Raw genomic sequence first — 7,226 nt, forward strand, 5'->3', positions numbered from 1 at the left:
GTATAGATATAATGTGAAAATATCTTACTTATTTTAATGGGGAATGGATGAAATGTATAATACGTAAAATTTAGGCGTCGTTATAGATGGAGGTTATAAGGCGACAGTTCGGCTAAGGGACCCGTAGGGACGGCAATGGAGGCACAGTACTCCATTGCCGCTCCTCCGGATCCCTTATCTGAACTGTTACGTTATAAGACAGGCTGTTTTTGAATTCGTTGCCTGACTTCAGGCGGCAAAATTGACTTTCGAAATATCAAAACGCTAATTTTGCAGAAAAACTGCGAAAATACGAATTAAAAGCTGGATATTATCGGCTTTGCTGGTATGATAGAGGAGAAAGAGTGACATGGGCAAGAGCAAGGGGTAAATGTGGCATGCTTATTCAATTTATAATCGAAAATCATCGGTCTATCAAAAACAGCGCAGTTATCAGCTTCGCAGCCTCAAAGGATACATCCTTTAGAGAAAATCTGCTGCATCCGGATAAGAAGAAAACGCTTCTTCCGGCGATTGCCAGTTACGGAGCAAATGCAGCGGGAAAAAGTAATGTTCTTCATGCGATGAAAACGATGAAAAATATGATCGTCGGGGATGCCGCGAAGCTGTTGAAAGGGCAGAAACTGCCGTGGGAGCCGTTCGGTGGCAACGCAAATCCGACCGCATTCGAAACGGTATTTATGTATCATGGTGTGCGTTATGCCTATGGCTTTTCCTTCGACGAAAACCGGATTCATACAGAGTACCTGTACTACTGGCCGAATGGGCGTGAAGCATTGATCTTTTCGAGAGATCATGGTGTCTATGAGTTTCGTGAGAATGTAAATGAACAGACGGCGTTAAGTAATCGCACACCGGACAACAAGCTTTACCTCGTGTCTTCAAACGACTGGAATCTTCCGCAGACAGAGAATGCCTATATGTGGTTTTTTGAAAAGCTGACGTTCCTGATGGAGGAAGAACCGGCAAGGTCAGAAACGGTGGGACAGATTTTAAGCAGTGATTCGAAGAAAATGCGTATTTTAAAGGAACTGATGCTGGCTGACCTCGGCATCTCGGATGTCAGCATTAAAAGCATATCTGGAAATGCACCTGTGATTACGACTACGCATCGAATCATTCATGAGGATGGAAGCATCGAGCATTTCCAGCTTCGGATGGATCAGGAGTCGGCAGGCACGCAGCGCTTTTTCGCACGCATCGGTGGATGGCTCCAGGCACTGGATCAGGGGGCACTCCTGCTGGTGGATGAGATCGAAGACAGTCTGCACCCGCTATTGACGAAGAGATTTATCGAGATGATACAGGATCAGCATGTGAACGTAAATGGGGCACAGCTTCTGTTCACAACCCATGATGCAATGCTTCTGGATCTCAAATTTTTCCGTAGAGATCAGATATGGTTTGCCGAAAAGGATGATAAGACCTGCGCGACCGAGCTGTATTCGCTGGCCTCTTTCTCCCCGCGAAAGGGTGAAGATGTGCGAAAAGGCTATCTCCGGGGACGTTTCGGTGCGGTGCCTTTTATAGGAGGTGATGATGGCGGCGAAATTCAGGAAAGAGTATAACCCGAACAGGGTAGCACGACGTAAGCGAAGACCGATTATTTATATCATATGTGAAGGAAAGGAAACAGAGACACTGTATTTCAGGCACTTTCGTTCCAGGAACTGTCTTGTGGATGTCATACCGATATCGTCGAAGCATAAGGCGGCAGAGCATCTGGTGAAGCATGCACAGGCGTTGATTTCTCAATCCGATTACTATCCTGAAGATGGAGATCAGCTGTGGTGTGTGTTTGACTGCGATGACAATAAAAATCAGGAGCTTCATCAGGCAGTGGATTACGCAGAAAAACAGGGTTACAGGATTGCTTACTCCAATCCATGCTTTGAATACTGGTACCTGCTTCATTTCGAAAAAAGAAATGGCTATTTGAAAGATTGCGATACGGTCATCAGCCTTTTAAAAGGCAAGGGATATCTGGATAATTATGAGAAAAATGGAGATGTATTCAGACTTTTACAGATGCATCAGGAGCAAGCGATAGAACGGGCAAAAGAACGAGTTGAGTATCTGCGTAAAGAGCATATCGAAGTAGTCCATAGAGATAGCAACCCGGTGACGACGGTCTATGAGCTGGTTGAGTTTTTAAATAGCAAAAGATCTATATAAGTCGTGCTTATGCCAATTATCAAACATGTTTCTGAAAATGGATATGACAGCAAGGATTAGTGAACAGTAACTCGAAAATGACGCTAGAGTTCGTCACTACCTTGCTAAGGTAGATAATTGACAGAAAAAATGATATCATAAGAAAAAATATGTAGCACCTAATCAGGGAGCGTGGAGAAGAATCTCTGTGCTTCCTGTTTCATTTTGGAGGAATGCAGACCATGCCGACTTTAGACTGGATCGGAAAGGACAAGGTCATCAATCATCATATGGATGTACCTTACCGAGTTTTGGATAAGCAGTATACTTATGGCAGAGATAAAAGTGAGAATATGATTATCCACGGAGATAATCTGGAAGCGCTGAAATCTCTGCTGCCGAAATATGAGGGAAAGGTTAAGTGCATCTACATCGATCCGCCATATAATACGGGCAATGAAGGCTGGGTGTATAACGACAATGTCAACGATCCTAAGATCAAGAAGTGGCTTGGCGAAGTGGTCGGTAAAGAGGGTGAGGATCTCAGCCGCCACGACAAGTGGCTGTGCATGATGTATCCAAGACTTAAGTTGTTGCAGAAGCTGCTTAGTGAAGATGGAGCAATCTTCATCAGCATCGATGATAATGAGCTGTACAACTTGAAAATGATCTGCGATGAGATTTTTGGATCGAACTGTTTTGTGTCAAATGTTTCATGGCAAAGAACTTACTCAACCAGAAATGATTCGAAAGGTATCGTTAATGAAATAGAGCATGTTTTGGTCTACAGCAAAAATCCGGATTGGCAGCCGCAGAAACTGGCACGAACAGCGGAGATGGATGCAAAATATAAAAATCCGGATAATGATGTAACTCCATGGACGAGTGATAACCCATTTGCACCAGGCGCAGCAACTCATCAAGGTATGGTTTATGCAATACAGCACCCATTTACCGGAGATATGATTTATCCAACCAATGGGGCATGTTGGCGCTATCAGCAGGATCAGATGTTGGAAATAATGAAGGGGTGGTGTGAATATAAGCTCCAAGATATAGGAGACGTTGAAAAAAGAGCGGAGATTTGCGGTGTGCCTGTTAGCGAAGTCAGAATGGAGGTTTGTGCAATAGTATTATCCCAATCAATGGAGGAATCAAAGAAGAAAGCTAAGCAGGTGTATGATAGAGGAAGATGGCCCAAATTCTACTTTACTAAAGGTGGATTAGGGGGTGTTCGTAGAAAAACCTACCTGGACAGTGTCGGAGGAAAGCCACCGACAAATCTATGGACATATACAGAAGTCGGTCATACCGATGAAGCTGCTAAAATCATAAAAGGAATCTTTGCTGGTCGCGCAACATTCGATACTCCTAAACCTCCACGCCTGATAGAGCGTATTCTACATATCGTTGGTGTAGAGGATGATATGATTGTTCTTGATGCATTCGCAGGGTCTGGCACCACTGCCCATGCAGTTCTCAACAAAAACAAAGAGGACGGAGGTCATCGAAGATTCATCCTGATCGAAATGGGCGATTATGCTGATACCATTACAGCAGAACGTGTCAAGCGTGTGATTGATGGATATGGAGAAGGGAAGAGCGCAGTAGAAGGAACGGGCGGCGACTTTACTTACTACGAGCTGGGACAGCCGCTGTTTATCGAGGACCATCAGCTGAATCCGGAGGTTCCGGATGAAAAGATCTGTGAGTATATATGGTACGCGGAGACCCACACAAGTTACGAGCCGAAAGATGCCCCTTACTATCTCGGCGTCGCGAACGGCACTGCCTATTATTTCTATTACGAGAAGGAAGCTCTCTGTATCCTGAACTATGCGTTCTTGTCCCACGTTCAGGAGAAGGCGGACCATTATGTAATCTATGCAGATCAGTGCACCCTGAGCGATGATGAACTTTTGAAGTACGGAATTACCTTTAAGAAGATACCGAGAGATATTGCCAGACTGTGAGGTGATGCGATATGGAACTAAAGACTTATCAGAAGAAGGTCATCTCGGACCTTTCTACATATATGCAGCTGCTGAATCAGACTGGAAAGATCGATCAAGCCTATCGGCTGTTCTGGAATCAGAAAGGTTTGCCGGTAGAATCGGGCAAGATACCGCCTTATCAGAACATCCTTCCGGGCGTGCCGCATCTGTGTTTGAAAGTGCCGACCGGAGGTGGAAAGACCTTCATCGCCTGTAATGCGATTCGTCCGATTTTTGATGGACTTCCAAATACAAAAACAAAAGCAGTTGTCTGGCTGGTGCCATCCGAGTCGATTATGACGCAGACATTGGCCGCGTTGAAGAATCCGGAGCATCCGTATCGGCAGAGAATCAATACTGATTTTAACAGTCGCGTGGAGGTGTATACCAAGGAAGAACTTCTGAATGGGCAGAATTTTAATATTACGTCCATCAGCGAGCAGCTTTCGATCATGGTGCTCTCTTATGATTCTTTCCGTGGAAGAAAGGAATCCTTAAAAGCGAAGCAGGAGAACAGCAATCTGGCTCCGATTGCGAAAGCACTGGGGGCTCCTGTAAATCCGATTGCAGATGTGGATGAGACAGCGCTTATGCAGGTCATCAATCAGCTGAATCCGGTTGTCATCGTAGATGAAAGCCATCATGCCAGAAGCAATCTCAGCAAGGACATGCTTACAAACTTCAATCCTTCTTTCGTTCTGGATCTGACAGCGACGCCGACCAAGGACAGCAATGTCCTTTGCTATGTGGATGCGATTCAGCTGAAGCGCGAAAACATGGTCAAGCTTCCGGTTATCGTATATAACCGGGACAGCATGCAGGAAGTTATCGTCGATGCCATCGATCTAAGAAATCGTCTGGAGCAGCAGGCGCAGGATGAATACCTGCAAACGGGAAATTATGTGCGCCCTATCGTACTGTTTCAGGCTCAGCCAAGAGGGAAAGAAGATAGCGCGACATTTGATCGTCTGAGGGAGAAGCTGATTAGTGTAGGCATTCCAGCAGATCAGATTGCAATCAAGACAGCTGATATCAATGAGATCAAGAACGTAGATCTGCTCAGTGAGGATTGCAAAATCCGTTATATCATCACGGTGAATGCACTGAAGGAAGGTTGGGATTGCCCGTTCGCATACATTCTTGCATCTCTTGCCAACAAGACAAGCCAGATAGATGTAGAACAGATTCTAGGACGTGTTCTCAGGCAGCCCTATACCAGACGCTTCCAGAAAAATCCGACGCTGAACATGTCTTATGTCTTGACTTCATCGAATGACTTCAAGAACACGCTGGATAAAATTGTTCGCGGGCTGAACAGTGCGGGATTCTCCGAAAAGGATTATCGTGTCGGGGAAATAGATAATCCAGAAAGTCCGAAGGAAGAGATTACACCTGCCGGAACGCAAACTACACTATTTCCGGAAAAATCGTCAGAACAGATATCAGATAGTACAGCCGAAAGTACAGAGAGTGAGAAGGGCTTATCGGATGAGAATGCAGAAGATTTCCTGGATTTTGATGGAAGTTATATTTCTGTTGCACTTCAGGAGAGAAATCAGAATTCAGCATTACATGAAAAAAGCATATCTGGGTTGTATGGTGCAGACGCTCTTTTGCAGAACGCAGCCAGACAACAGGAAGATTTCGAAAAGACGCTGGAGGATCAGAAGGATGATCCGTTCTCCGATATACCGGAAGATGTAAAGGATAATATGAATACGTTTAAAGTGAATCCAGAGTTTGAGGAGGAGTTGAGATCTTTAAAGCTTCCTCAGTTTGCAATGCATGTGGAGCAAAGTATTTTTGTAGATGGTTATAATGTCCGCCTGGAGAGGGAAAATTTAGCAGAGGGATTTAGTTTAAAGGGAAAGCCTTATGACATTGACTTTGAACGTGCAGATGATGAAATCGCGAAAATCGATCTGAAGGACAGCGACGGCAGCACTCCTCGCGTATTTAAAATGAGTGAGGCAGACCAGCGATTCTTTGTGAATCAGTTTTCGCAGTGGAGCGAAGAATCTAAGATCCGAGAATGTAAAGATATTCTGTTTCGTGCTGTCCGGAAGATCGATTCCGTAGGGGATAGTGACCTTCGGAAGTATGTTGACATCGTTGTAGATATGATGGATGAACAGACTTTGAAGGGCTTGCAAAAGTCACCGGTAGGATATGCAGAACGGTTAAAGAAGTATGTGCAGAGGCTCATGGACAGCTACTATGAGGAAACCTTCCAGAGATGGATCGAGATCGGAAAGATCACAGTAGAGCCTTATTATGAGTTTCCATCCATCATTGCACCGCTGCAGTCTACAACGATGTATGGAGGGAGCCTCTATGAAGGTGAGGAAGCTGTCAACGGTTTTGAATATGACATGGTGATGGAACTCACCGCTATGGGCAATATCAGGTGGTGGCATAGAAATCCATCCAGAACAGGATTCCGTATCAACGGATTTATCAATCATTATCCGGATTTTATCGTTGAAACGAAAAGTGGGAAAATCATCCTGATCGAAACTAAAGGAGACCATCTGGAGAATAGCGAAACGAAGCAGAAGATTCGCTTGGGAAGAGCATGGCAGAATCTGGCAGGGCCTAAGTATCGTTATTATATGGTATTCCAAGACAAGGATCTTCATATCGAGGGGGCGTATCCGATGGATGAGTTCGTGGAGATGCTTAAAAAAATGTAGGAATTTAATCCAATTGCTTTTGGAAAGGAATATGGCGTGCGCTGGTGCTTTACTTCGGGCATAAGCAGAGGTGGAGCGGGCCGTTAACGCTGAAGGAAAGGCTGGATATCCCGAAAGAATTAGATAAGTATGTGAATGATTATGAAATTCACGTATCTGAGATTGCGTTTATGGATCAGAAGGAGGTAAACTTATTTCAGAGCGATTTCCGGGTCGTGGCGGACTATTTCGTGCAGAAGCGGGAGAATGGAGACTACGAGCCGAAACCACAGGATTTGAAGCACGTGCAGGAAACGCTGCAGCTGCTCAGTGTCATGACTAATGACCATCGGTTTGAAGATGTTTATAATGAAGCATCAGATGCTCAGAAGGGAGAGATGCGAAA

At 44.8% G+C, this 7,226-nt stretch carries 4 protein-coding genes and 1 pseudogene; all 5 read left to right on the plus strand.

The annotated features are described in order from the left end of the window. Positions 1 to 377: 377 nt before the first annotated feature. On the plus strand, positions 378 to 1,568 hold the full coding sequence (locus Q0F58_RS15920; RefSeq protein ID WP_294378751.1) for an ATP/GTP-binding protein: 1,191 nt from the start codon (positions 378 to 380) through the stop codon (positions 1,566 to 1,568). Next, positions 1,540 to 2,175, plus strand: coding sequence for an RloB family protein (locus Q0F58_RS15925; protein ID WP_294378752.1), 636 nt, complete (start codon positions 1,540 to 1,542; stop codon positions 2,173 to 2,175). Before Q0F58_RS15920 ends, Q0F58_RS15925 begins: the two co-directional genes overlap by 29 nt. Positions 2,176 to 2,396: 221 nt before the next feature. Continuing rightward, entirely contained in the window at positions 2,397 to 4,127 is a 1,731-nt protein-coding gene (locus tag Q0F58_RS15930) for a site-specific DNA-methyltransferase (protein ID WP_294378754.1), read from the plus strand. 11 nt (positions 4,128 to 4,138) lie between these two features. Beyond that, positions 4,139 to 6,841, plus strand: a complete 2,703-nt coding sequence (locus Q0F58_RS15935) for a DEAD/DEAH box helicase (RefSeq protein WP_294378756.1) — start codon at positions 4,139 to 4,141, stop codon at positions 6,839 to 6,841. A 44-nt stretch (positions 6,842 to 6,885) separates the two neighbouring features. Beyond that, positions 6,886 to 7,226, plus strand: a pseudogene (locus Q0F58_RS15940) (transposase); the annotation flags it as partial.

The sequence above is a fragment of the uncultured Clostridium sp. genome, assembly GCF_934754915.1.
Lineage (GTDB): Bacteria > Bacillota > Clostridia > Clostridiales > Clostridiaceae > Clostridium.